The organism is Burkholderia multivorans ATCC BAA-247, from assembly GCF_000959525.1.
In the GTDB taxonomy this organism is placed as follows: Bacteria; Pseudomonadota; Gammaproteobacteria; order Burkholderiales; family Burkholderiaceae; genus Burkholderia; species Burkholderia multivorans.
This window is the reverse complement of sequence record NZ_CP009832.1, coordinates 351,615-373,875: the sequence shown is the minus strand read 5'-3', so window position 1 is coordinate 373,875 and position 22,261 is coordinate 351,615. Positions and strand designations below refer to the sequence as shown.

Sequence of the window (22,261 nt, the reverse complement as noted above, 5' to 3'; positions counted from 1 at the left end):
GTCCGGTACACAGCACCTTGAGCCGCGTCTGCGTGAATCGAGGGGATGGTCGACTGCGAGACGGCCGCGGCGCGCCGGATCGGCACGCCCTCGAACCTTGGCGGGTGGCAAGAAGCAGATGCAAAGTACGGAACGATTTCTAAGGGTCGCCTAGTGTACACCCCGGAGAATGACGCGCGTTGCTGCGCCACGGCATGCCCGCCATCAGCCGCCGGCGCGGGCGGCCCGCTTGTTTCACCGGTGGCGAGCAGTCGGGCGAACCTGCGCGAATTCCGCCGAAAACCGCCCTGAATCGGGTAAAATTGCGGGCTACGCGCGCAGCGGTGCGATCGGCCTCCCGGTCGCGCCCGGCTCCCGGCCGGGTTCCCCTTGCTGCGCCACCGGGCCCGCGCCCGCTCCTCGCTCATCACCCAAGGAATGCCCATGACAGGCTACGATCGTCAGTCGATCTCGGATACGACCGCCAAAATCCTGCTCGAAGTGCAGGCGGTGCACTTCAACGCCGAAAAACCGTTCATCTTCACGTCGGGCTGGGCGAGCCCCGTCTATATCGACTGCCGCAAGCTGATCTCGTATCCGCGCGTGCGTCGTGCGCTGATGGAAATGGCGGAAACGACGATCATGCGCGACGTCGGCTTCGAGCAGATCGACTCGGTGGCGGGCGGCGAGACGGCCGGCATCCCGTTCGCGGCGTGGATCGCCGACCGGATGATGCTGCCGATGCAGTACGTGCGCAAAAAGCCGAAGGGTTTCGGCCGCAACGCGCAGATCGAGGGTCATCTGGAAGAAGGCTCGCGCGTGCTGCTCGTCGAGGATCTGACGACCGACAGCCGCAGCAAGATCAATTTCGTGAACGCGCTGCGCACGGCCGGCGCGAAGGTCAATCACTGCTTCGTGCTGTTTCACTACAACATCTTCAAGGAAAGCGTGTCGGTCCTGAAGGACATCGACGTCGACCTGCACGCGCTCGCGACCTGGTGGGACGTGCTGCGCGTCGCGAAGGCATCGGGCTACTTCGAGACGAAGACGCTCGACGAAGTCGAGAAATTCCTGCACGCGCCGGCCGAGTGGTCAGCCGCGCACGGCGGCGCGACGGGCGCCCAGGAGTAATGCTGCGCCGGCGTCGATGCCGGTACGCCGCACGCACGAACCGCTCGCGATCGCGAGCGGTTTTTTTTCGTCCGTACGTGCCGTGCGTCACGGCGTGGCATCCGCTTCGTGCATCCAACCCCGAATGCTAGACTTCATACGTCGCCGCCTGCCCTTGCGCCGGCCACGCACACACCAACAATGCCGGGCCGCTCGGCCCGCGCCACGTGACGGGAGAAGCGCCATATGCGTGTCGATCGCCGGATCGCTCCGCCTGCGCCATCGGGTCGTCCGCGTGCGTTCGTCGTCACCGCCGCCTGCGCGATGCTGGCCTGCGCGTTCGCGCATGCGCAAGCGCCGTTCACCGTATCGAGCGACGATCTGACGCCGGGCGGCCGCGTCGGCACCGCGAACCTGTTCGATCGCGGCGACTGCAAGGGCGAGAACCGTTCGCCGCAGCTGAGCTGGCGCAATCCGCCGCCCGGCACGCGAGGCTACGCCGTCACGATGTTCGACCCAGACGCGCCGGGCCGCGGCTGGTGGCACTGGGCCGTGACCGGCATTCCGCGTACCGTCACGAGCCTGCCGGCCGACGCGAGCGCGTCCGGGTTCCTGCGGCGCATCGGGGCGAGCGAGGCGCGCAACGACTTCGGCACCGACGGCTACGGCGGCCCGTGCCCGCCGCCCGGCAGGCCGCATCGCTACGTGATCACCGTCTATGCGCTGAAGGCGACCGACCTGCGCGTCGCGCAAGGCCGGCCGGCGCCGATGTTCGAGCACGAAATCGGCACGGAGACGATCGGCACCGCGCGGCTCGTCGTCCGCTACGGACAGTGACGCATCCGATGCCTTTCCGTCATGTCGGCTCGCTAGACTGCGTCTTGCCGCTTCGGGCGGCGCGCCGCGCGGCGGTGACGGCGCCTGCGCGCCGCGCAGGCCGCTTTTTTTCCCCGGTGCGCTGCAGGTGCAGCGGATGACGTCTTAAAATGTCGGTTTTCGGGCCGCGGCGCCCCCGTTTCAGTGAGAGCGAAATGAGCACCAAAGTTTTTGTCGACGGTCAGGAAGGCACGACCGGCCTGAAGATCTTCGAATACCTGTCGGCGCGCAACGACATCGAAATCCTGCGGATCGACGAAGCGAAGCGCAAGGACGTCGACGAACGCCGCCGCCTGATCAACGCGTCCGACGTCACGTTCCTGTGCCTGCCCGACGTCGCGTCGCGCGAATCGGCGTCGCTCGTCGAGAATCCGGCCACGACGCTGATCGACGCGAGCACCGCATTCCGCACGCATGCCGACTGGGCGTACGGGCTGCCGGAACTCGCGCGCGGCCAGCGCGAGAAGATCCGCACGTCGAAGCGCATCGCGGTGCCGGGCTGCCACGCGTCGGCTTTCGTGCTCGCGATGCGCCCGCTCGTCGAGGCCGGCATCGTCGCACCGACGTTCGCCGCGCACAGCTATTCGATCACGGGCTATAGCGGCGGCGGCAAGTCGATGATCGCCGACTACGAGAACGCGGCGCCGGGCGGCAAGCTCGCGAGCCCGCGCGCGTATGCACTGGGCCTCACGCACAAGCACCTGCCCGAGATGGCCGCCCATACGGGCCTCGCGAACCCGCCGATCTTCACGCCGATCGTCGGCCCGTTCCTGAAGGGCCTCGCGGTGACGACGTACTTCACGCCCGAGCAGCTCGCGAAGCGCGCGACGCCGCAGGACGTGCAGCGCGTGTTCGCCGAGTACTACGCGGACGAACCGTTCGTGCGCGTCGCACCGTTCAACGCGGATGCGAACCTCGACGGCGGCTTCTTCGACGTGCAGGCGAACAACGACACGAACCGCGTCGACCTGTTCGTATTCGGCAACGAAGAGCGCTTCGTGACCGTCGCGCGACTCGACAACCTCGGCAAGGGGGCGTCGGGCGCCGCGATCCAGTGCATGAACATCAACATCGGCGCAGCCGAAGACACGGGCCTCAAGCGCTGATCGTCATCGCACGCGATGCAAAGCCGGCCGTTGGCCGGCTTTTTTCATTCACGGCCGGCAATCAATAAAACGCGCGCGCCGGTATTTACAAATATTTACAAGCTTTCGATTAGCTCATTGCCGGTTAATTAATTTCGCGCGCCGCCGCTCTCCCTTTCATCCCGGATAGGGATAAACCGGATACCGTTCGCTTTAAACGCTTCGCGGCGACGTGCACAGCGGCGCAGACGCCCGACCGGCGTGGCGCCGAGCCGACTTCCTCGCCCTATCCCGCCGTCCCGCGCGTTTAAATTTCTTACCGCAGGCCTTATCCGTAAAGGGCTTTAAAAGCGCTTTTCGTTTCAATCGCCTTTTTTAGACGAGTTCGTCAATTGACAGCAAAAATCCACGCGGCGACATTAGCTCGCACAATTAAACGACTGGAGACAGCGGCATGTCGCACACCTTATCGAAGGGGGTGGCAACGGCCTTTGCCATTGCCCCTTTGCTGGTTGCCTGTGGCGGCGGAGATTCCGGCGGTTCGCTCGCGCCGATCGACGCGCCTCAATGCTCGGGCTCGAGCTGCGGCACGCAAGGGCCGCCACCGTCGCAGCCGGTGAACGGCGCGCTGTGCCCGGCGAACGCCGATATCGTGAAGAGCACGTATCTCGGCGGCGCGGGCAGCGGCGAGATCGTCAGCGTGAACATCGATGCGGTCGCAATGACCTACACGCTCAAGTGGCTCGAATCGCCGATCCCGCTGAAAACGGGCACCGTCACGCCGAGCCGCGCCGGCACGACGATCACCGGCAAGGTCGTGCATCCGCCCGCGGGCACGCTGCCGACGGCCGAACAAACACGCTGCGCCTTCGTGCTGACGCCCGGCACCGGCACCGCAGCGGACGGCTCGACCTACTCGACCGCCGCCGACTTCAACCAGGCGAACCCGCCGATGCTGCTGGTCGGTATGGGCGTCGCGGGCGGCGGCATTCCGGGTGCGACGGTGCAGTACGACGGGCTCACGATCGTTCCGGTGATCGCCGAGAACGTCGGCAAGGTGCCGAACCGCCACTTCGACTTCTATCCGTTCCTCGGCTTCGCGAGCACGACGACCGATCTGTCGAAGCTGCCGGGCACCTATAACGCGCTGAGCTACCACCTCGTGCCGTCCGGCAACTACGCGACGAAGGGCACGAATTCGAGCGAGACGTTCGACGCGAACGGCGCATGCACGTCGACGTCGGGCAGCTGCCAGACGACCGGCAATCCCTGGACCGTAAATGCCGCGAACCGCGGCTACCTCGATAGCAAGAACGCCCCGCAGATCCTGCCGCAAACGCAGCTGCCGATCGTCGGCGCGACCGGCAAGTCGGCCACCGCGCACATGGTGATCGGCCAGCTCAACGGCGCGACGGTGCCGGTGATCGTGCGGACGGGCGACGTGAATCTCGGCTCGCCGCCGCTGCATACCGACGCCAAGGTCGACGACGAATCGGGCATCGCGGTGCTCGGCGCGGCGAGCACGATCCAGTCGGGCGCGATCGACGGCGGCTACGCAGGCGCGGACTCGAACTTCAAGTACACGGCTGCGCTGATCCGCGGCAGCAACGCATCGTTCATCAATCCGTCCACGCAGGCCGAGGAAGACGGCTTCACGCTCGACTACGGCCAGTCGACGCCGGGCCTGCTGGCCGCGACGACGACGCCGGCGAGCGGCGCGAGCTATCCGTCCGCGTCGGGCGTCGTGATCGCGACGGGCGGGCTGTACGCGGCGCTCGTGCAGGGCACGGTGAACGGCGGCGTCACGTCGACGTCGGCGAACGCGACGACGTCGTCGGCACCGTACTTCGGCGTGGGCGCGCAGATCAGCAAGTAGCGGTCGGGGACGCGGCGGCGCATGCACGCCGCCGCGCGACGCACGAAGGCGCCCGGCACGGCGCCGGCAGCACGAGCACAAGCAACAGAAGCGGTCGACAGGGAGCCGGCCGCCGTACAAGACAAATCCGGAGGAGCAACATGAAGCGCAACCTCGTTCTGGCGGCGGCCTTTGCCGCCCCCCTTCTTTCGGCCTGCGGCGGCGGCGGCGACGGCGACAATCCACCGCCGCTCGTCGAGGAGCGGCTCTGCCCCGCGACGCTCGACTACAACACCGTCTACACGGGCGGCGCGGGCAGCGGCGAACTCGTGAAGCTTCAGCTCGACACGACGAAGATGACCTGGCAGGTCACGTACATCGAATCGCCGGTGCCGCGCACGACGGGCACGGTGACGCCGACGCGCGCGGGCACCGTCGACAGCGGCACGCTGACGCAGGAAACGCTGCTGCCGACCAACAAGCTGAATCAGTGCGCATTCCGGCTGAACGGCGCGAGCCTCGACGCGTCGCGCCCGGCGCGCATCTTCGTCGGCTACGGCGTCGCGGGCGGCACGATTCCCGGCAAGGAGATCCAGTTCGGCGGCGTGCTCGGCCAGGCCGCGGTGCCCGACACGAAATTCCCGTACTACCCGTTCATCGGCTTCTCGCAGATCGAGACGAACATTGCCAACGTGGCCGGCACATACAGCCACGTCGGCTTCGGCGAAGTGCCGTCGCAGAACTTCGCGCCGGTGTCGATCGACGCGAAGGTGACGATCAACGCCGACGGCACGTGGAGCAAGTGCGATTCGACCGGCCAGTTCGCGGGCGGCGCCTGCGTGCAGCGCGGCACGAACTTCGTGCAGTCGGCCGACGGCAGCGGCGCGTTCGAGACCGACCACTATCAGAGCCAGATCAAGCCGACGCTGTCGGCGACGCCGCAAGGCAAGGGCTTCATGGTCGTCGGCAAGCTGCGCAACCAGCTCGTGCCGATCCTCGTGCGCACGGGCGTCGCGAACCCGAACCCGACACCCGACAGCAACGGCGTGCCCGGCCTCACCGCCGACGACGAGTCGAGCATTTCGATCCTCGCCCCGCAGACGGCCGTGTCGGTCGGCTCCCAGAACGGCGAGTACATCGGCGTCGACAGCCAGTTCGACTATCGGACGACGGCGCTGATCAACACGCAGGCGACGCTGCTCGATCCGTTCCAGCCGTCGCAGGCGTCGCTCGCGACCGCGCTCGACCTCGACTACACGCAGAAGGTGCCGGGCACGGTCACGACGATTCATACGGGCTCGGGCAGCACGTCGCCGACCGGCAAGTTCATCTTCACGGGCGGTGTGTTCGGCTTCCTCGACAACGCGGGTTCGACGCCGTATTTCACGATCGGCGCGTTCGTCCAGTAAGCGGAGGCTGCCGTGATGAAGAAGACCTTCCTGTGCGCGGCGGCCGGCGCCGCCGCGCTGGCGCCGCTCGCGGCCCACGCACAGAGCGCCGGCAGCAACGTCGTCACGCTCGGCTGGTTCCACGTGATGCCGCAGCAGAGCAGCACGCCGATGACAACCAATGTCGCGCCGACGCCGATCAACACGCCGCTGCGGCTGCCGCCTTCGTTCACGTCGCCCGGCACCGGGCTGCACACGAGCGGCGCGGACACCGTCGGGCTGACGGTCAGCCACTTTCTGACCGACCACATCGCGGTCACGTCGGTCGCCGGCGTACCGCCGGTGTTCAAGGTGTCGGGCAAAGGCACGATCAATCCGCCGGGCCCGGCCGGCGCACTCGGCACGCAGAACATCGGGATCGCGGCGGTCAATCCGATCGTGAAAAGCGTGCGGCAATGGAGCCCCGCGGTGCTGCTGCAGTATTACTTCGGGCAGGCCACCGCGCGGTTCCGGCCGTTCCTCGGGCTCGGCGTGTCGTACAACTGGTTCAGCGACCTGCAGCTGAACTCGAACTTCATCAAGCAGACGCAGGACAACCTCGGCGCGATTCTCGCGGCAGGCGCCGGCAAGCCGGGCACGACATCCGTGGAAGCGAAGGCCTCGTCGTCATGGCAGCCGGTGTTCAACGCGGGCGTGCAGTACAACATGACCGAGCATTTCGGGTTGATCGCGTCGGTGACCTACATCCCGCTGAAGACGACGTCGACGGTGACGATCAAGGCGGCCGACGGCACGGTGCTCGCGGAATCGAAGTCGGAGCTGAAGGCCGATCCGATCATCAGCTACGTCGGGCTGACCTACAAGTTCTGATGCCCGGCCGCACCGGTGGCGGCGCAGCGGCTCCCCCGCGGCCGGCGCGCAGGCAAAAAAAAGCCCGCCTTGAGAGGCGGGCTGAATCCATATCAGAGGAGACATGGAGGAGACAGGTGTAACTATAGCGAATCGATTTGCGCAGCGCAACATTTCCGTAGAGAAAATAAGGATTTTCCCTCGAATGGCGCCTCTAACGCTGTCCGGCGGGTGCTAGGCCGCCGCGCTTACAGCTGACCCCGTTTCAATCTCCCGCGCCAGCACGGCGCCGAGCGCTTCCCGCAGCAGCGCGGCGGGCCGCATCAGCCGGCCCGGCAACGCGCCGTGCACCATCCAGACGCCGATCCGCGTATCGAGCCCGTCGGTCGGCACGATCTTCAGCGCGTCGCGATGCGCGCTGCGCGCGAGCGCGTTCGGCGGCGCGATGCCGATCCCCGCGCCGCGCGCCACCAGCGACAACTGCAGCTCCGAGCCGAACGCCTCGACCGCGACGTCGAACGGCAGCCCGGCCGCACCGAGCGCTCGGCTCAGCGCCGAACGCATCCCGCAGCCGTCCTGGCTCAGCACCCACGGAAAACGCGACAGCGCGTCGAGCGTCAGCGGCCCCTCCGGCAGCGGAAACTCGCGTGCGGCGACGAGCACGGTCGGCTGCGTGCCGAGCCGCGTTGCGCTCAGCGTGTCGGGCAGCGCCGTGCCGACCGGCACCATCACGGTCGCCATGTCGAGCGTGCCGCGCTCGACGCCCTGCAGCAGCGCCGGCGACCAGCCGGCCGTCACGCGCAGCGTGAGGCGCGGGAACGCTTCGCGCAGCCGGTCGATCGGCTGCTCGAGCGCCAGTTCGGACAGGAACGGCGGCACGCCGATCCGCAGTTCGCCGGTCGGCTCGCTATCCGGCGTGCCGGCCGCCAACAGCGCATCGACCGCACTCAGCACGTTGCGCGCGAGCACGTATACGTCGCGCCCGGCCGCGGTCGGCTTCAGCGGCTTGCTCTGCCGGTCGAGCAGCGGCACGCCGAGCAATGTTTCGAGGTTCTGCACGCGCCGCGTCAGCCCCGGCTGCGTCAGATGAAGCCGCGTCGCCGCGGCCACCATCGAGCCGCTGTCCACCACCGCGACGAACGCCTGGAGATCGCGTGTATTCAAAGCAAACTCGCATAATGATTTTAGAGATATTTCAATTGTCGCATAACGTGACGCCGCCTACGATGGGGTTTCCTTCGACTATTCCGGTGGCCCTTCCATGAACTGCCCTGCCCCTTCCCGTCCCGGCGCCGCGCGCGCGGCGCACGACGCCCGGCCGACGTTGAGCGCCGGCATGACGCTCTTCTTCGCGGCGACGGTCGGCGTGATCGTGATCGACCTGTTCGCCGCGCAACCGCTGACGGGCCCGATCAGCGCCGACCTGCAGCTGCCCGCGAGCCTCGCCGGGCTCGTCGCGATGCTGCCGCAGCTCGGCTACGCGGCCGGGCTCGCGCTGCTCGTGCCGCTTGTCGATCTGCTCGAGAACCGCCGCGTGATCGTGGCGACGCTCGCCGTATGCGCGGCGATGCTCGCGCTGCCGGCCGTCACGCACTCGGGCACGGTGTTTCTGTGCGCGACGCTGATCGCGGGCGCCGCGTCGAGCGTGATCCAGATGCTCGTGCCGATGGCGGCGTCGATGGCGCCGGAAGCGCAGCGCGGGCGCGCCGTCGGCAACGTGATGAGCGGGCTGATGCTCGGCATTCTGCTGTCGCGGCCGCTCGCGAGCCTGATCGCGGGCTCGATCGGCTGGCGCGCGTTCTATGCGCTCGCCGCCGCGGCCGACGTCGCGATCGCAGCCGTGCTGGCGCTGCGACTGCCGACACGCACACCGCCCGTCACGGCGAGCTACCGCGCGCTGCTGGCATCGATGGGACAGCTGCTCGCCGACGAACCCGTGCTGCGGCGGCATGCGCTGTCGGCCGCGCTCGCGATGGCGGCGTTCAGCGCGTTCTGGACGGCGATCGGATTGCGGCTCGCGCAGCCGCCGTTCGGCCTCGACCTGCATGGAATCGCGCTGTTCGCGTTCGCCGGCGCGAGCGGCGCGATCGTCACGCCGCTCGCCGGTCGCGCGGGCGACAGCGGGCGCGGGCCGCTCGCGCAGCGCGCCGCGTTCGGCGCGATGCTCGCGGCGCTCGTCGTGCTCGGCATCGCGGGCGCCGGCTGGCTCGGCTTCGACGCGCACGCGCACCGCGGCCTCGCGCTGGCGCTGCTGGCCGGCGGCGCGGCGCTGCTCGATGCGGGCGTGATCGTCGACCAGACGCTGGGCCGCCGCGCGATCAACCTGCTGAATCCGGCCGCGCGCGGGCGCCTGAACGGCCTCTTCGTCGGGCTGTTCTTCGTCGGCGGCGCGATCGGCGCGGCCCTCGCGGGCAGCGCATGGGCCTGGGGCGGCTGGAGCGCCGTGTGCACGGTCGCGCTCGTCTTCGCCGGCGCATCGGGCCTGGCCGGGCGGTCCGCCGCGCGCGTGACCGGCCGCGCGGCGCTGCCCGACACGCAGGCCTGAAAGACGAACGCCCCGCCCTCTGGCGAGGCACGGGGCGTCCGGTGTGGGGCGTTCGGCGCGCGGCGGCGGCGCGAATCAGTGACGGACCAGCGCCATCATCGCGCCGAAGCCGACGAACAGTCCGCCCGTCAGCCGGTTGAAGATCTTCGCGACGCTGCGGCTTTTCAGCGTCGCGCCGATGCGCGTGCCGAACGACGCATAGACGAGATACCAGCTGACCTCGATCACCGCGAACGTGACGACGAGGATGCCGAACTGCGGCAGCGTCGGCTCGGCCGCGTTGATGAACTGCGGCAGCAGCGCGGCCGCGAACAGGATCGCCTTCGGGTTGCTGCCCGCCACCAGGAAGCCGTTGCGGAACAGCGCCCAGCGCGACGCATTGGCCGCATGGCGCAGCGCGGGCTCGGCATCGGCGGCCGGCACGTCGTCGGCGCTTGCGCGCCACGCCTTCACGCCGAGGTAGATCAGATAGGCGGCGCCCGCGAAGCGCAGCGCGTTGAACATCGCGGGCCACGCCTCGAGGAACACGCCGAGGCCCGCTGCCGACACCGACAGCATCAGCACGAGCGCGCTCAGACAGCCGGCCATCGTCGCCGCCGAGCGCCGCAGGCCGTGGCGCGCACCGTGCGTCATCACCAGCAGCATGTTCGGTCCGGGAATCGCCGACACGACGAACACCGTCGCCACGAAAAGCCACCAGGTATGCAGGTTCATTGCGCGCCTCTGCGTGAAGTCGTCAAAACGAAACGTCGATTATGCCGTGCGCGCGACGCCGCTGTCGCGCGCGCCCTCAACGGGCCGCGCGGCGCAGTGCCGCGTCGCCGAGCGCGGCGAAGTCGAGATCGCCGCCGCCGTGCGCGAGCACGTCGAGCAGGCTGTCGCGCACGACGCTCGCGACCGGCAGCGGCACCGACGCCGCGTCGCCGGCTTCGAGCGCGAGCCGCACGTCCTTCAGCCCGAGCCGCGCCTTGAAGCGCGCGGGCTCGTAGCGGCGTTCGGCGATCATCGCGCCGTAGCCTTCGTAGACCGGCCCCGGAAACACGCTGTGCGTGATCACGTCGAGGAAGTCGCGCATCGCGACGCCGTGCGCGCCGAGCAGCGCCGACGCCTCGCCGAGCGTCTCGATCGCCGAGGCGAGCGTGAAGTTCGCCGCGATCTTCGCGACGTTCGCGTGCTGCGGCAGCGACCCGAAACGCCAGGTCTTCTGGCCGATCGCATCGAACAGCGGCTGCACGCGGTCGATCGCCTCGGCCGGGCCGCCGGCCATGATCGTCAGGCGGCCGGCGGCCGCGACGTCGGGCCGGCCCATCACCGGCGCGGCGACGTACTGCAGGCCGCGCGACGCATGCGCGTGCGCGAGCGATTCCGCGAGCGCGACCGATATCGTCGCCATGTTCACGTGGATCAAGCCGCGCGGCGCCTGCGCAAGCAGCGCGTCGTCGAACACGGCGCGCGCGGCGGCGTCGTCGGCCAGCATCGAAAACACCGCGTCGCCGCGAAACGCGTCGGCCGGCGCATCGACGATCCGGGCGCCGAGCTCCGCCAGCGGCGCCGCGCGATCGCGCGAGCGGTTCCACACGCGCACCGTATGTCCGGCCTTCAGCAGGTTCGTCGCGATTGCCTGCCCCATTTCGCCCAGCCCGATAAATCCGAGATCCATTGCCCGCTCCTTCGATCGTCAAGCCGCGAGTTAAACACAGATGCGTGCAACGCGCAGCGCACGCCTCAGGCCTGACGGCGCACGCCGCACGCCGCGCGGCTCGCGATGCGATACTGCGCGGATGGCGACCGCGACCTTCCGCTTCCACGGCGAACTGAACGCGTTTCTCGCGCGCGAGCAGCGCGAGCGCGCGTTCGCGCATGCGTGCGCGCGCGACGCGACCGTCAAGCATGCGATCGAGGCGCTCGGCATCCCGCACACGGAAATCGGCCGGCTGTCGGTCAACGGTGCGGCGGCCGCGCTCGAGCGGCGCGTCGACGACGGCGACCGCATCGACGTGTACCCGGAGCGCGCAGGCGGCGCCGCGAGCGCGCCGCCGCCCGACGCGTGGCGCTTCGTCGCCGACGCCCATCTCGGCGGGCTCGCGCAACTGCTGCGGCTCGCCGGTTTCGACACGCGCTACGACAACCACTTCCGCGACGACGAGATCGCGGCGCTCGCCGAGCGCGAGGGCCGCATCGTGCTGACGCGCGACCGCGAGCTGCTGAAGCGCCGCGCGATCGTGCGCGGCTGCTACGTCCATGCGCAGCAGCCGGCCGAGCAGTTGCGCGAGCTGTTCGCGCGGCTCGATCTCGCGCCGCACATGCAGCCGTTCCGGCTCTGCCTGCGCTGCAACGCGCCGCTGCATGCGCTCGATGCCGCGGCGGCCGCGCCGCGCGTGCCGCCCGGCGTGCGGCAGCGGCACCGGCGCTTCGCCGCGTGCGACGTGTGCCGGCGCGTGTTCTGGGAAGGCTCGCACTGGCGGCGCATGCAGGCGCTCGTCGAGGCGATGCGCGCGCAGCCCGCCGCGAGCGGGGGCTAAAAAAACAAAACCCCGTATGCCGAAGCAAACGGGGTTTCGCGACGGGCTGGCCGGCCGGGCCGGCCTGCACCGCGTGCTTAGTTCTGCGTGCCTGCGTCGTTCGTGCCGGCTGCCGAAGCCGCTGCGGCCTTCGCCTTGCCCTTTGCCGAACCGTGGCGCTTCAGCTGGTGCTTCGGCTTGCTGTGATCCTTCTTGGCCGGTGCCGGAGCCGAAGCCGACGTGTCGGCGGCCGGCGCCGAAGCCTGTGCGAATGCCGAAACCGATGCGAGAGCGAATGCTGCGGTCATGATCGAAGCGAGCGTCTTCTTCATTGTTCTTCCTTTAGCGGAGAAAAAATTCAAACGTGCCGGTACGAAAAGATGCGAGGCATCCGCATCGGAGCGTCAGTCACGCCGGCCGGCTTGCACCGTTCCGCCGCGCTGGAATCCTGACGCACTGGCTCGATAACGCACCGGCTTCGCGGCCAGTTGACACGTGCGCGGCGTTTACCGGGTTTTCCCGGGGGCGCACGCGCGACCGCCATCCGCATGCCGGCGAACCGGTGCGCCGACCGTTCGCGGCGACGCTATACTGAGCGACCTTCCGTCCCTTTCCCGGACACGCTCCCGGCACCGGACCGCGGCCCCGAGACGGCCGCCAAGAGGCACCCAATTGCCCGATCACAATCTGGACAAGCTGAAGATCGACCGAGGCCCGATCGCAGCGCCGCGCCGGCGACGCTGGGTTCGCTATGCGGCGGCCGCCGCGCTCGCCCTCGTCGCGCTCGCCATAGGCCTCGCCGTCACACGCCGGCCGACCGTCGACACGACGGCCGTCACGTCCGCGTATCCCTATCAGAACGACACGCAACTGAACGCGACCGGCTACGTGGTTCCGCAGCGCAAGGCAGCCGTCGCATCGAAGGGCCAGGGACGCGTCGAGTGGCTCGGCGTGCTCGAGGGCACGCGCGTGAAGAAGGACGAAATCATTGCGCGGCTCGAAAGCCGCGACGTCGAAGCGTCGCTCGCGCAGGCGCTTGCCCAGGTGAAGGTGGCACGCGCGAACCTCGGCGTGCAGCAGGCCGAGCTGAAGGATGCCGAGATCGCGCTGCGCCGCACCGCGGCGCTCGCGCCGCGCGGCGCCGTGCCGGCTGCGCAGCTCGACACCGACACCGCGCGCGTCAACAAGGCGCGCGCGTCGGTGAACAGCGGCGAGGCCGCCGTCGCGTCGGCCGAAGCGAATGCCCGCGCCGCGCAGGTCGCCGTCGACCAGACGGTGATCCGCGCGCCGTTCGACGGGATCGTGCTGGCGAAGCACGCGAACGTCGGCGACAACATCACGCCGTTCTCGTCCGCATCGGACAGCAAGGGTGCGGTGGTGACGATCGCCGACATGGATACGCTCGAAGTCGAGGCCGACGTCGCCGAATCGAACATCGCGAAGATCCGCGCCGGGCAGCCGTGCGAAATCCAGCTCGACGCGCTGCCCGACATGCGCTTCGCGGGCCGCGTGTCGCGGATCGTGCCGACCGTCGACCGCTCGAAGGCGACCGTGCTCGTGAAGGTGCGCTTTGTCGATCGCGACGACCGCGTGCTGCCCGACATGAGCGCGAAGATCGCGTTCCTGTCGAAGCCCGTCTCGGCGCAGGACCGCCAGCCGGTGACGGCCGTGCAGGCGAGCGCCGTCGTCGAGCGCGACGGCCGGCCGGTCGTGTTCGCGCTGCAGGACGACACCGTGCACGCGGTGCCCGTCGCGCGCGGCGCGCGCATCGGCGAGCTGGTCGCGGTGCGCGGCGTGAAGCCCGGCGACACGGTCGTGCTCGCGCCCGGCGCGGCGCTGAAGGACGGCGCGAAAGTGACCGTCGCGAAGAAGTAGCGTGAGCGCCGCACCGCCGCCCCTCGTCGAGATCCGCCACGTCGCGAAGTCGTACCGGCGCGGCAGCCAGATCGTGCCCGTGCTGACCGACATCACGCTCGACATCGGCGAAGGCGACTTCGTCGCGCTGATGGGACCGTCCGGCTCCGGCAAGAGCACGCTGCTCAATCTCGTGGCCGGCATCGACCGGCCGGATGCCGGCGAACTGCGCGTCGGCGGGCTCGACATCACGCAGCTCGCGGAAGCGCAGCTCGCCGAATGGCGCGCGGCGAACGTCGGCTTCATCTTCCAGTTCTACAACCTGATGCCGGTGCTGACCGCGTTCGAGAACGTCGAGCTGCCGCTGATGCTGACGCCGCTGTCGCGCCGCGAACGGCGCGAGCGCGTCGAACTCGTGCTCGACATGGTGAATCTCGGCGAGCGGACCGCGCACTATCCGTCCGAGCTGTCGGGCGGCCAGCAGCAGCGCGTCGCGATCGCGCGCGCGCTGATCACCGATCCCGCGCTGATCGTCGCCGACGAGCCGACCGGCGATCTTGACCGCGCCTCGGCCACCGACGTGCTCGCGATGCTGCAGCGGCTGAACGCCGAACTCGGCAAGACGATCATCATGGTCACGCACGACGCGCATGCGGCCGCGGCCGCGAAATCGCTCGTGCATCTCGAAAAAGGGGAGCTGATCGATGGGCATGCCCGCTGACCGTTCGCCCCGGCGCGCGCGATGTTCGTGCTGAAGCTGATCGCGCGCAACGCGTTGCGGCACCGGCTGCGCACGCTGCTGACCGTGCTCGGCCTGACCATCGCGGTGCTCGCATTCGGGCTGCTGCATACGGTCGTCGACGCGTGGTACGCGGGCGCGGCCGCCGCGTCGAGCGGCCGGCTCGTCACGCGCAACGCGATCTCGCTCGTGTTTCCGCTGCCGGTCAGCTACGAGAACCGGATCCGCGGTGTCGACGGCGTGACGGCGATCGTCCGCTCGAACTGGTTCGGCGGCATCTACCGCGATCCGAAGAATTTCTTCGCCAGCTTCGCGGTGTCGGACAACTATCTCGATCTGTATCCCGAGTTCATCGTGCCGGCGCAGCAGCGCGCCGACTATGCGCGCGACCGCCGCGGCTGTCTCGTCGGGCGGCAGCTCGCGACGCAGTTCGGCTTCAAGGTCGGCGACGTGATCCCGCTGAAGGGCACGATCTATCCGGGCACGTGGGATTTCGTCGTGCGCGGCATCCTCGACGGGCGCGACGAATCGACGATCACGCGGCAATTGGTGTTCCACTGGGACTATCTCAATGAAACGGTCCGCCAGCGCACGCCGAAGCAGGCCGATCAGGTCGGCGTGTTCGTGCTCGGCGTCGCGAACCCGGACGACGGCGCGGCGATCGCGCGCAACGTCGACGCGACGTTCCGCAACTCGCTCGCCGAAACGCTGACCGAAACCGAGCAGGCGTTCCAGCTCGGCTTCGTCGCGATGTCGAACCAGATCATCGCGGCGATCCGGCTGGTGTCCTACGTCGTGATCCTGATCATCATGGCCGTGATGGCGAACGCGATGGCGATGAGCGCGCGCGAGCGCACGGCCGAATACGCAACGCTGAAGGCGCTCGGCTTCGGGCCCGGCTTCCTCGCGCTGCTCGTGTTCGGCGAATCGGCCGTGATCGCGGCAATCGGCGGCAGCCTCGGCATGCTCGCGACGCCGCCGGCCGCGAGCCTGTTCAAGCAGGCGGCCGGCGGGATCTTCCCGGTGTTCCACGTGTCCGCGCGCACGCTCGCGCTCCAGGCCGCCTGCTCGGTCGCGGTCGGCGTGGCGGCCGCGCTGGTGCCCGCCTGGCAGGCCGCGCGCGTGCGCGTCGTCGAAGGCCTGCGGGCGATCGGCTGACGGGCGCGGCATGGCGATCCCGCTCACCTACATCGCGCGCAACCTGTGGGCGCGCCGCCTCACCACCGCGCTGACCGCCGGCGGGATGGCGCTCGTGATCTTCGTGTTCGCGACCGTGCTGATGCTCGACGCCGGGCTCACGCAGACGCTCGTGTCGACCGGCGAGCCCGACAACGTCGTCGTGATCCGCAAGGGCGCGGAGACCGAAATCCAGAGCGCGATCGATCATCAGCAGGCGAACGCGCTCGAGATGCATCCGGCCGTCGCGCTCGGCGCCGACGGCCGGCCGCTCGTGTCGAAGGAAGCCGTCGTGCTGATCTCGCTCGTAAAGACGTCGACCGGCAAGCCGTCGAACGTCGTGATCCGCGGCGTGTCGCCGGCCGGGCTCGCGCTGCGCCCGCGCGTGCAACTCAAGGCGGGCCGCATGTTCGCGCCGGGCTCGTCGGAAATCATCGTCGGCAGCGCGGTCGCGAAAGGCTTCAGCGACACGCAGCTCGGCGACCGCCTGCATTTCGCGCAGCGCGACTGGACCATCGTCGGCGCGTTCGACGCGGGCGGCAGCGGCTTCGATTCGGAAATCTGGGGCGACGTCGATCAGTTGATGCAGTCGTTCCGGCGCACCAGCTATTCGTCGATGGTGCTGCGCATTCCGAGCGCCGACGGCTTCGCGCGCTTCAAGGCCGACATCGACGTCGATCCGCGGCTGACCGACGAAGCCAAGCGCGAGCAGACGTTCTACGGCGATCAGTCGAAGGCGCTGTCGACCTTCATCAACATCCTCGGAATCACGCTGTCGACGATCTTCTCGATCGCCGCGATGATCGGCGCGACGATCACGATGTATGCGTCGGTCGCGAACCGCACCGCCGAGATCGGCACGCTGCGCGCGCTCGGCTTCAAGCGCGCGAACGTGCTCGCGGCGTTCCTGCTCGAAGCGCTGCTGCTCGGCTTCGTCGGCGGCGTCGCGGGGCTCGCCTGCGCGTCGCTGATGCAGTTCGCCTCGTTCTCGACGACCAACTTCCAGACCTTCTCGGACCTGTCGTTCCGCTTCGTGCTGACGCCGGCGATCGTCGTCAAGACGCTGCTGTTCTCGCTCGTGATGGGGCTCGTCGGCGGCTTCCTGCCGGCGCTGCGCGCCGCGCGGCTGAACATCGTCGATGCGTTGCGCGCGCGGTGATGCACGGCGCGCGCGCTCAGCACGTTTCCGTCGACGGCGGCAGCTCGCCGCGCGCCAGCGCGAGCGCGTGGTCGCGCACATCCTCCGGCCAGCCGGCGATCAGTTCGGCCATCCGCGCGAGATCGTTCGCATACAGCATGCGCGCCGCTTCCTCGAAACCGGGCAGATCGCCGGCCAGCGCCGACATGAAGTGATAGGCGCGCGCCTGCGCGTCGCGCCGCCGGTCGGCGGCCGCATGCGTGCGGCGCGCGTCTTCGACGAGCTTGCGCAGCGCGACCGATGCACCGCCCGGCTGCGCGGCGAGCCAGTCCCAATGGCGCGGCAGCAGCGTGACCTCGCGCGATACGACGCCGAGCTTCGGCCGGCCGCGGCCGCGTTGTTCGGCCGCGCCGACAGGATCGCGGGCGATGCCTGCGTCGTGCGCGGCATCGCGCGCCGGCGGCGCATGACGCGCGCGCACTTCGTCGGCCGTGCCGCGCAGGTCGAGGTCGATCGAGCGCCCCGTCGCATCGTCGAAGATCAGGACCGTGCCGGCCATGCCGTCGCCGGCGATGCGCTTGACCGCGACCGCCACCGTCGCGAGCGGGCCCGACGCGATGCGGCGATGGCCGTCGAACGCGGTATAGGAAGGGAGAAACGAAGTCGCAGTCATCGCGGTCGCCTTGGATGCAAAATCGGAGTAGCGACATTTTTATCCGGGTATAAATCGGATGTCAATATCACCCGGATAAAAATCGTTCGCGCCGGTCGCCGTCGTCGCGAACGATTCAATTGCTGAATCGATCAAGTCAGCAATTGGCATGAATGTGCAAATGTCGCCGTGACAGAATGACCCGGACGCCCGCCCGCTCGCCCGGCCCGGGCGTCGCGACACGACAGATCGCGCGCACACCGACGCGCCGGCCGCAGGACGGCCCGCCTTCCGCCTCGGAGGAGACAGCATGAATCCGCTTCACGCGCTGCCGGCGTCCGCGTCGGCAACGGCCCGGCGCACACGCGTGCGCTGGCTCGTGCTGACCGTGCTGTTCGCGGTCACGACGATCAACTACGCGGATCGCGCGGCGATCTCGATCGCCGGCCCGAGCCTCGCGCGCGCCCTGCATCTGAACCACGTGCAGATCGGCTTCATCTTCTCCGCGTTCGGCTGGTCGTACGTAGTCGCGCAGCTGCCCGGCGGCTGGCTGCTCGACCGCTACGGCTCGCGCATCGTCTACGCGTTCAGCATCTTCTTCTGGTCGCTGTTCACGCTGCTGCAAGGCGCGATCGGCTTCTTCGGCGGCGCGGCCGCGTTCGCGCTGCTGTTCGGGCTGCGCTTTCTCGTCGGCGCAGCGGAAGCACCGTCGTTTCCCGCCAACAGCCGGATCGTGTCCGCGTGGTTTCCGGCCGCCGAGCGCGGCACCGCGTCGGCCATCTTCAATGCCGCGCAGTATGCGGCGACCGTCGTGTTCGCGCCGCTGATGGGCTGGCTCGTGCACGCGTTCGGCTGGCAATCGGTATTCGCGGTGATGGGCGTGCTCGGCTTCGCGTTCGTCGCGGTCTGGCGGCGCACCGTCTACGATCCGAAGGACCATCCGCAGATCAACCGTGCCGAACTCGACTATCTCGCGGACGGCGGCGCGCTCGTCAACATCGATCAGACGAGCGGCGCGCGCGACGGCGGGCCGTCGCTGCGGCACGTGAAGGCGCTGCTGAAGAGCCGGATGCTGATCGGCGTCTACGTCGCGCAGTACTGCATCAACGCGCTCACCTACTTCTTCATCACGTGGTTTCCCGTCTATCTCGTGCAGGCGCGCGGGATGTCGATTCTCAATGCGGGGCTCGTCGCGTCGATCCCGGCGGTGTGCGGGTTCCTCGGCGGCATTCTCGGCGGTATCGTCTCCGACGCGCTGCTGCGGCACGGCCGCTCGCTGTCGATCGCGCGCAAGGTGCCGATCGTGATCGGGATGCTGCTGTCGATGTCGATGATCGTCTGCAACTACACGGATTCTCACGTGCTCGTCGTGCTGTTCATGGCGCTGTCGTTCTTCGGCAAGGGGCTCGGCGCGCTCGGCTGGGCCGTCAACGCCGATACCGCACCGCGCCAGATCGCCGGGCTCAGCGGCGCGCTGCTGAACACCTGCGGAAACCTGTCGAGCATCACGACGCCGATCGCGATCGGCTATATCGTCGACCGCAGCGGGTCGTTCAACGGCGCGCTCGTCTATGTCGGCGCGCACGCGCTCGTCGCGGTGATCTGTTATCTGTTCGTCGTCGGCGAGATCCGCCGCGTCGAGCTTCGTTGAACCGACGCGGGCCGAGCCGGCGCGGCCGGCCGCCCGCTTTCGAGAGGAACCCCGAACGATGTCCGAAGCCCGTCATGCCGGCACGCCGCGCGTCACGCGGATGCAGGTGATTCCCGTCGCCGGTCGCGACAGCATGCTGCTCAATCTCTGCGGCGCGCACGCACCGTATTTCACGCGCAACCTCGTGATACTCGACGACAGCAGCGGACGCACCGGGGTCGGCGAAGTGCCGGGCGGCGAAGGCATCCGGCACGCGCTCGAGCGCATGACCGATCTCGTCGTCGGCCAGCCGATCGGCCGCTACCAGGCGACGCTGAACGCGGTGCGCGCGGCGCTGTCCGGCCCGGCCGCGGGCGCGGGGCGCACGATCCGGCACGAGGTCACGTCGGCCGGCGAAGCCGCGGTGCTGCGCCAGCCGCACGAGATCAACCTGCGGCTCGACAACGTGATCACGGCGATCGAGGCCGCGCTGCTCGACCTGCTCGGCCAGTATCTCGACGTGCCGGTTGCCGCGCTGCTCGGCGAAGGTCAGCAGCGCGACGCGGTGCCGATGCTCGCGTATCTGTTCTATATCGGCGACCGGCGCCGCACCGATCTGCCGTACCGCGACGAGGCGCACGCGAGCGAGCCCTGGTTCCGGCTGCGCAACGGCGAGGCGCTGACGCCGGCCGCGATCGCGCGGCAGGCGGAGGCCGCGGTCGAACGCTATGGATTCGCCGATTTCAAGCTGAAAGGCGGTGTGATGGACGGCGCCGACGAGATGGAAGCGATCGCGGCGATCAAGGCGCGCTTTCCCGACGCGCGCGTGACGCTCGATCCGAACGGCGCCTGGTCGCTCGACGAAGCGATCGCGCTGTGCCGCGGGCAAGGCCACCTGCTCGCGTATGCGGAAGATCCGTGCGGGTCGGAAGCCGGCTATTCGGGACGCGAGGTGATGGCCGAATTCCGCCGCGCGACCGGCATTCCGACCGCGACCAACATGATCGCGACCGACTGGCGGCAGATGGATCATGCGGTGCGGCTGCAGGCCGTCGACATTCCGCTCGCCGACCCGCACTTCTGGACGATGCAGGGCTCGGTGCGGCTCGCGCAGCTGTGCCGCGACTGGGGGCTCACGTGGGGCTCGCACTCGAACAATCACTTCGACGTGTCGCTCGCGATGTTCACGCATGCGGCAGCCGCGGCGCCGGGCACGATCACCGCGATCGACACGCACTGGATCTGGCAGGAAGGCGATGCGCGGCTCACGCGCGAACCGCTCGAGATCGTCGGCGGCAAGGTCGCCGTGCCGGAGCGGCCGGGGCTCGGCATCGAGCTGGACCTCGCGCAGGTCGAGGCTGCGCATGCGCTGTACCGGCAGGTGGGCGGCACCGCGCGCGACGATGCGGTTGCGATGCGGTATCTCGTGCCGGGCTGGACGTACGATCCGAAGCGGCCGAGTTTCGGGCGGCGCTAGGACGGCGGCGCGCATAAACAAAAAGGGCTCGATCTTGCGATCGAGCCCTTCGAATTCGTTGGTGGAGCGGAGGAGGATCGAACTCCCGACCTTCGCATTGCGAACGCGACGCTCTCCCAGCTGAGCTACCGCCCCAACAAACCGTCATCATACACACGCATTTCCGCGCTTGGCAATAGGGTTGCCCCCAAGCGCTTGCGCCCGCGCAAGATCGCGCGCGGCGGCCCGCCGAACGTTACTTTTGCGGCGCGCCGGCCAGCACCCATTCGACGACCGAGCGCAGATCGGCATCGCTCATCCGCGGGTGCGCAGGCATCGGAATCGCGCCCCAGACGCCCGAGCCGCCGTCCTTCACCTTCTTCGACAGCTTCGCGACGGCCTGCGGATCGCCCTTGTAGCGCGCGGCGATGTCCTTGAACGACGGGCCGACGAGCTTCCGGTCGACCGCGTGACAGCCCAGGCAGGCGTTGCTGCGCGCGACCCTGAGCCCGTCGCCGACCTGCGCGTGCGCGCTCGCGCCCCACGCACCGACGAGCGACGCCGCCACGGCGCCCTGCACGATGCGGCGTGCCACCTGCCTGAACGACTTCATCGGCGCAGCCCTCATTGCGGCGTCGCCTTCGGGTTGCCCGGATGCACGCCCGACGAATTCGAGATCGGCGCGGGCGGCTGCAGCGGCGTGGACTGCACCGACGCATCGGGCACCGCGCCGACGGTCGCCGCGTCGGCCGGCGCGGCCGCGGCCTGCGTGCCCGACGCGTCGCTCGGCGCCGCGGCCTGCAGCGCCTGCGCATCCTGCGGCTTGATGTACTGGAATACCTTCACGACCTTCTCGACACCGGGCACCTGGCTCGCCGCCTCGGCGCCGCGATTGCCTTCGTCGACCGTCACGAGGCCCATCAGATAGATGTTGCCGCGCTCGCTGACGACCTTGTAGTTGTTCGCCGAGATGCCCTTCGTCGCGATCAGCTCGGACTTCACGCGCCCTTCGAGATACGAGTCGTTCGCGCGCGACGACAGCGACGCCGCCGGCTCGACCGACAGCTCGTTGACGATCCCGTTCACGTTGTTGATGCCGCGCACGATCTCCTCGGCGCGCTGCTTCGATGCATCGTTCGGCACTTCGCCGGTCAGCAGCACGCGGCGGTTGAACACCGTCACGTTCACGTGCGACTGATCGGGCAGCCCGTTGTTGATCTGCGTGAGCGCCTTGACCTGGATCTCGCGATCTTCGGTCTGCGCGCCGAGCGTGCGGCGGTCGGTCGCGATCAGCGCGCCGCCGCCGGCTGCCGCACCGACCACCCCGAGCACGCAGCCCTGCAGCGACACGGCGAGGCCCGCCGTCAGCGCGGCGAGCAGCGTGGTTCTGACGAGCGTCTGTTTGACGCGGCTTTGATTCATCGACGG

21 protein-coding genes and 1 tRNA gene are annotated in these 22,261 nt (G+C 69.0%); 14 read left to right on the top strand and 8 right to left on the bottom strand.

Features of this window, described 5'->3' with window-relative positions:
• The first annotated feature begins 423 nt into the window (after window positions 1-423).
• The 6 genes from NP80_RS14155 (at window position 424) to NP80_RS14130 (ending at window position 7,163) form a co-directional block, all read left to right on the top strand.
• Window positions 424-1,110, top strand: coding sequence for an orotate phosphoribosyltransferase (locus NP80_RS14155; protein ID WP_006409709.1), 687 nt, complete (start codon window positions 424-426; stop codon window positions 1,108-1,110).
• A 225-nt stretch (window positions 1,111-1,335) separates the two neighbouring features.
• Entirely contained in the window at window positions 1,336-1,926 is a 591-nt protein-coding gene (locus NP80_RS14150) for a YbhB/YbcL family Raf kinase inhibitor-like protein (protein ID WP_006408263.1), read from the top strand.
• Window positions 1,927-2,120: 194 nt separating this feature from the next.
• The gene (gene argC / locus NP80_RS14145) at window positions 2,121-3,071 is read left to right on the top strand and encodes an N-acetyl-gamma-glutamyl-phosphate reductase (protein WP_006401315.1); all 951 of its coding nucleotides are present in this window, start codon (window positions 2,121-2,123) and stop codon (window positions 3,069-3,071) included.
• A 433-nt stretch (window positions 3,072-3,504) separates the two neighbouring features.
• Window positions 3,505-4,926 (top strand): DUF2957 domain-containing protein, encoded by a 1,422-nt coding sequence (locus NP80_RS14140; RefSeq protein WP_035946446.1) that lies wholly within the window; start codon window positions 3,505-3,507, stop codon window positions 4,924-4,926.
• Window positions 4,927-5,066: 140 nt separating this feature from the next.
• On the top strand, window positions 5,067-6,314 hold the full coding sequence (locus NP80_RS14135) for a DUF2957 domain-containing protein (RefSeq protein ID WP_006401319.1): 1,248 nt from the start codon (window positions 5,067-5,069) through the stop codon (window positions 6,312-6,314).
• Window positions 6,315-6,329: 15 nt separating this feature from the next.
• Window positions 6,330-7,163 carry an OmpW/AlkL family protein gene (locus NP80_RS14130; protein ID WP_006408260.1) on the top strand — a complete coding sequence of 278 codons (834 nt, stop codon included), beginning with the start codon at window positions 6,330-6,332 and terminating at the stop codon, window positions 7,161-7,163.
• Window positions 7,164-7,376: 213 nt separating this feature from the next.
• Here the strand turns inward: NP80_RS14130 and NP80_RS14125 are convergent, their stop codons facing one another.
• Window positions 7,377-8,306 carry a LysR family transcriptional regulator gene (locus NP80_RS14125; protein ID WP_006408259.1) on the bottom strand — a complete coding sequence of 310 codons (930 nt, stop codon included), beginning with the start codon at window positions 8,304-8,306 and terminating at the stop codon, window positions 7,377-7,379.
• Window positions 8,307-8,403: 97 nt separating this feature from the next.
• On the opposite strand from NP80_RS14125, the gene NP80_RS14120 reads away from it, so the two are divergent.
• Window positions 8,404-9,687 carry an MFS transporter gene (locus NP80_RS14120; RefSeq protein WP_045593818.1) on the top strand — a complete coding sequence of 428 codons (1,284 nt, stop codon included), beginning with the start codon at window positions 8,404-8,406 and terminating at the stop codon, window positions 9,685-9,687.
• Window positions 9,688-9,762: 75 nt separating this feature from the next.
• Here NP80_RS14120 and NP80_RS14115 read toward each other — a convergent pair whose 3' ends face one another.
• Together NP80_RS14115 and NP80_RS14110 are read right to left on the bottom strand one after the other, a co-directional pair.
• A complete protein-coding gene (locus NP80_RS14115; protein WP_006401327.1) occupies window positions 9,763-10,401 on the bottom strand; it encodes a LysE family translocator in 639 nt (212 codons plus the stop codon).
• 76 nt (window positions 10,402-10,477) lie between these two features.
• Window positions 10,478-11,347 carry an NAD(P)-dependent oxidoreductase gene (locus NP80_RS14110; protein ID WP_006401329.1) on the bottom strand — a complete coding sequence of 290 codons (870 nt, stop codon included), beginning with the start codon at window positions 11,345-11,347 and terminating at the stop codon, window positions 10,478-10,480.
• A 121-nt stretch (window positions 11,348-11,468) separates the two neighbouring features.
• Here NP80_RS14110 and NP80_RS14105 point away from each other — a divergent pair, with 121 nt between their 5' ends.
• Window positions 11,469-12,209 carry a Mut7-C RNAse domain-containing protein gene (locus NP80_RS14105; RefSeq protein ID WP_045593814.1) on the top strand — a complete coding sequence of 247 codons (741 nt, stop codon included), beginning with the start codon at window positions 11,469-11,471 and terminating at the stop codon, window positions 12,207-12,209.
• A gap of 77 nt (window positions 12,210-12,286) precedes the next feature.
• Here the strand turns inward: NP80_RS14105 and NP80_RS14100 are convergent, their stop codons facing one another.
• Window positions 12,287-12,520: a hypothetical protein gene (locus tag NP80_RS14100; RefSeq protein ID WP_006401332.1), complete on the bottom strand. Its 234-nt coding sequence runs from the start codon at window positions 12,518-12,520 to the stop codon at window positions 12,287-12,289.
• Window positions 12,521-12,860: 340 nt separating this feature from the next.
• Between NP80_RS14100 and NP80_RS14095 the strand changes: the two genes are divergently transcribed.
• Genes NP80_RS14095 through NP80_RS14080 form a run of 4 tightly spaced genes read left to right on the top strand, consistent with a single transcriptional unit; the run spans window position 12,861 to window position 17,116 of the window.
• On the top strand, window positions 12,861-14,063 hold the full coding sequence (locus NP80_RS14095; RefSeq protein WP_006408255.1) for an efflux RND transporter periplasmic adaptor subunit: 1,203 nt from the start codon (window positions 12,861-12,863) through the stop codon (window positions 14,061-14,063).
• Between the two features lies 1 nt (window position 14,064).
• Entirely contained in the window at window positions 14,065-14,763 is a 699-nt protein-coding gene (locus NP80_RS14090; protein ID WP_006401338.1) for an ABC transporter ATP-binding protein, read from the top strand.
• A gap of 21 nt (window positions 14,764-14,784) precedes the next feature.
• Window positions 14,785-15,939 (top strand): ABC transporter permease, encoded by a 1,155-nt coding sequence (locus NP80_RS14085; protein ID WP_006401339.1) that lies wholly within the window; start codon window positions 14,785-14,787, stop codon window positions 15,937-15,939.
• A 10-nt stretch (window positions 15,940-15,949) separates the two neighbouring features.
• Window positions 15,950-17,116, top strand: coding sequence for an ABC transporter permease (locus NP80_RS14080; protein ID WP_006409068.1), 1,167 nt, complete (start codon window positions 15,950-15,952; stop codon window positions 17,114-17,116).
• Window positions 17,117-17,132: 16 nt separating this feature from the next.
• Here NP80_RS14080 and NP80_RS14075 read toward each other — a convergent pair whose 3' ends face one another.
• A complete protein-coding gene (locus NP80_RS14075; RefSeq protein ID WP_006409073.1) occupies window positions 17,133-17,768 on the bottom strand; it encodes a DUF2239 family protein in 636 nt (211 codons plus the stop codon).
• A 289-nt stretch (window positions 17,769-18,057) separates the two neighbouring features.
• On the opposite strand from NP80_RS14075, the gene NP80_RS14070 reads away from it, so the two are divergent.
• The gene (locus NP80_RS14070; RefSeq protein WP_006401343.1) at window positions 18,058-19,398 is read left to right on the top strand and encodes an MFS transporter; all 1,341 of its coding nucleotides are present in this window, start codon (window positions 18,058-18,060) and stop codon (window positions 19,396-19,398) included.
• A gap of 58 nt (window positions 19,399-19,456) precedes the next feature.
• On the top strand, window positions 19,457-20,854 hold the full coding sequence (locus NP80_RS14065; RefSeq protein WP_006409071.1) for an enolase C-terminal domain-like protein: 1,398 nt from the start codon (window positions 19,457-19,459) through the stop codon (window positions 20,852-20,854).
• Window positions 20,855-20,913: 59 nt separating this feature from the next.
• On the opposite strand, the gene NP80_RS14060 is transcribed toward NP80_RS14065, so the two are convergent.
• The 3 genes from NP80_RS14060 to NP80_RS14050 form a co-directional block, all read right to left on the bottom strand.
• Window positions 20,914-20,989 (bottom strand) — tRNA-Ala (locus NP80_RS14060).
• 100 nt (window positions 20,990-21,089) lie between these two features.
• Window positions 21,090-21,446, bottom strand: a complete 357-nt coding sequence (locus tag NP80_RS14055) for a c-type cytochrome (RefSeq protein WP_006408249.1) — start codon at window positions 21,444-21,446, stop codon at window positions 21,090-21,092.
• Window positions 21,447-21,457: 11 nt separating this feature from the next.
• Window positions 21,458-22,255, bottom strand: coding sequence for a BON domain-containing protein (locus NP80_RS14050; protein WP_006408248.1), 798 nt, complete (start codon window positions 22,253-22,255; stop codon window positions 21,458-21,460).
• Between the last annotated feature and the right edge of the window lie 6 nt (window positions 22,256-22,261).

Bases quoted from the DNA above. Each gene is read 5' to 3' on its own strand.
- NP80_RS14155 (WP_006409709.1), top strand. From the start codon at position 424: ATGACAGGCTACGATCGTCAGTCGATCTCGGATACGACCGCCAAAATC.
- NP80_RS14150 (WP_006408263.1), top strand. From the start codon at position 1,336: ATGCGTGTCGATCGCCGGATCGCTCCGCCTGCGCCATCGGGTCGTCCG.
- argC (WP_006401315.1), top strand. From the start codon at position 2,121: ATGAGCACCAAAGTTTTTGTCGACGGTCAGGAAGGCACGACCGGCCTG.
- NP80_RS14140 (WP_035946446.1), top strand. From the start codon at position 3,505: ATGTCGCACACCTTATCGAAGGGGGTGGCAACGGCCTTTGCCATTGCC.
- NP80_RS14135 (WP_006401319.1), top strand. From the start codon at position 5,067: ATGAAGCGCAACCTCGTTCTGGCGGCGGCCTTTGCCGCCCCCCTTCTT.
- NP80_RS14130 (WP_006408260.1), top strand. From the start codon at position 6,330: ATGAAGAAGACCTTCCTGTGCGCGGCGGCCGGCGCCGCCGCGCTGGCG.
- NP80_RS14120 (WP_045593818.1), top strand. From the start codon at position 8,404: ATGAACTGCCCTGCCCCTTCCCGTCCCGGCGCCGCGCGCGCGGCGCAC.
- NP80_RS14115 (WP_006401327.1), bottom strand. From the start codon at position 10,401: ATGAACCTGCATACCTGGTGGCTTTTCGTGGCGACGGTGTTCGTCGTG.
- NP80_RS14110 (WP_006401329.1), bottom strand. From the start codon at position 11,347: ATGGATCTCGGATTTATCGGGCTGGGCGAAATGGGGCAGGCAATCGCG.
- NP80_RS14105 (WP_045593814.1), top strand. From the start codon at position 11,469: ATGGCGACCGCGACCTTCCGCTTCCACGGCGAACTGAACGCGTTTCTC.
- NP80_RS14100 (WP_006401332.1), bottom strand. From the start codon at position 12,520: ATGAAGAAGACGCTCGCTTCGATCATGACCGCAGCATTCGCTCTCGCA.
- NP80_RS14085 (WP_006401339.1), top strand. From the start codon at position 14,785: ATGTTCGTGCTGAAGCTGATCGCGCGCAACGCGTTGCGGCACCGGCTG.
- NP80_RS14080 (WP_006409068.1), top strand. From the start codon at position 15,950: ATGGCGATCCCGCTCACCTACATCGCGCGCAACCTGTGGGCGCGCCGC.
- NP80_RS14075 (WP_006409073.1), bottom strand. From the start codon at position 17,768: ATGACTGCGACTTCGTTTCTCCCTTCCTATACCGCGTTCGACGGCCAT.
- NP80_RS14070 (WP_006401343.1), top strand. From the start codon at position 18,058: ATGAATCCGCTTCACGCGCTGCCGGCGTCCGCGTCGGCAACGGCCCGG.
- NP80_RS14065 (WP_006409071.1), top strand. From the start codon at position 19,457: ATGTCCGAAGCCCGTCATGCCGGCACGCCGCGCGTCACGCGGATGCAG.
- NP80_RS14055 (WP_006408249.1), bottom strand. From the start codon at position 21,446: ATGAAGTCGTTCAGGCAGGTGGCACGCCGCATCGTGCAGGGCGCCGTG.
- NP80_RS14050 (WP_006408248.1), bottom strand. From the start codon at position 22,255: ATGAATCAAAGCCGCGTCAAACAGACGCTCGTCAGAACCACGCTGCTC.